General features: G+C 70.1%; 1 protein-coding gene. It reads left to right on the top strand.

Going from position 1 to position 1696, the window contains the following annotated elements:
- Positions 1–1257 (top strand): SGNH/GDSL hydrolase family protein (locus IE226_RS43545; RefSeq protein ID WP_229871987.1); only part of this gene is annotated, 1257 nt, incomplete at its 5' end.
- Positions 1258–1696: the final 439 nt, after the last annotated feature.

Here is a 1696-nt window from a genome sequence, read left to right as displayed (position 1 = left end):
GGAAGTTCGACTATGACCTCGCTCAACATCCACACTCCGCTGCCCGCGCTGACGTCCACGGCTGACACCCGCACTGTCTGGCACGGCGCATGGACGGCGGCAATCATGCGGCCCTCCCGGGCGCCGTGGTTCGAAACATGGGCCGAGCAGGGCTTTTACGACCAGTCGCTGCGGCAGGTCGTGCGGGTGAACACCGGCGGCACCCGATTGCGGATCCGACTGTCCAACGCCTACGGCGCCACACCCCTGCACCTGACCGGAGCCAGCATCGGCCGCACCACTGCCGGCGCAGCCGTGCAACCGGGCAGCATCCGCACCCTGCGCTTCGCCGGCTCGCCCTCCACCACCATCCCCCCGCGCAGCGGTGCCGTCAGCGACCCGCTCACCCTTCCCACCACGCCACGCGAACAACTCACCATTACCTTGTACTTCAAGGACGCCACCGGTCCCGCCAGCTACCACCAAGTGTCGATGACCACCACCTACCGCGCCGTCGGCGACCATCACCACGACCCGGCCGCCACCGCCTACACCGACAGCGTCGAGCCGGGATTCGGATCCTGGTACTACCTGGCAGGTGTCGAGACTTCGGGCGGACACCCGCAGTCCGGGGCGATCGTCGCCTTCGGCGACTCCATCACCGACGGGTTCGGCGCCACCGTCAACGGGGACGACCGCTACCCCGACGCCCTGGCCGGGCGCCTGCTCGCCGCCCACCGCCCGAGCCCGGTGCTCAACGCCGGCCTCGGCTCCAACCAGTTGCTCACCGACTCGGCCTGCGCGGGAGACGCCGGGATCACCCGGTTCGCACGCGACGTGCTGGGCCAGCCCCGCGTGGGCACGGTGATCGTCCTGATCGGCATCAACGACATCCAGATGAACGAACAGCCGGTATCCCAAGCCGACAGCGCCGGCCGTGCCGACCCACCGATCACCGCGCGGCGACTGATCGAAGGCCATCGCACGCTGATCCGCGCCGCGCGCGCCGCCGGCGTCAGGATTGTCGGAGGTACGCTCACCCCCTACCGGGACGCGGCCGGCTGGACGGCCGGGGGCGAGAAGATCCGCGGCCAGGTCAATCAGTGGATCCGTACCAGTGGCGAGTACGACGCCGTCGCCGACTTCGACCGTGCCCTGGACCCTGCCGCCACCGGCCGCATCCCGGACGGCTTGCACATGGGCGACCACATCCATCCCAGCCCCGCCGGCTACAAGACCATGGCCCACGCCATCGACCTGACCACCCTGGGGCAGTGACGTCGGCGCCTGCCCCGGCGTCCGCGTGGCCGGCTAACGTCGGCGAACGGACCCGCTCCATGCCCGGACGCGAGCCTTCAGGCTCTGCTTCGCGCAAGGACGAAGGATCGGGGGCTCGGCCGTACCTGTGCGGCCGAGCCCCTCATCTATGCCCTGCGCTATACCCCGACGTCTGCGCAGGCGGCCGAGTTGACGGCGTGCCTGCTCTGGGCGTACTGAGCCCATCGGTGGGGCGTGCCGGGGGCCGGACCAAAGACGCTGACTACTGCCGGGAGGAGATCAGCAGAAGTCCCGAGCATCGCTGTATGGCGGGCGCCGAGGGCGGAGCCCTGGAACCCGAAAGCACAGACACGTGGTCGGCGGAGCCGGGGACGTCGCGGTGGTCACGTTCGAGGACGAGCGCTGCGGCAAGCGTCCGGAACTGCGGTTCCAGCCGGCG

Origin of the sequence: Streptomyces longisporoflavus, assembly GCF_014649775.1 — a bacterium.
Lineage (GTDB): Bacteria > Actinomycetota > Actinomycetes > Streptomycetales > Streptomycetaceae > Streptomyces > Streptomyces longisporoflavus.
The sequence above is the reverse complement of the archived record's forward strand: the minus strand, read 5'-3'. Positions and strand labels throughout refer to the sequence as shown.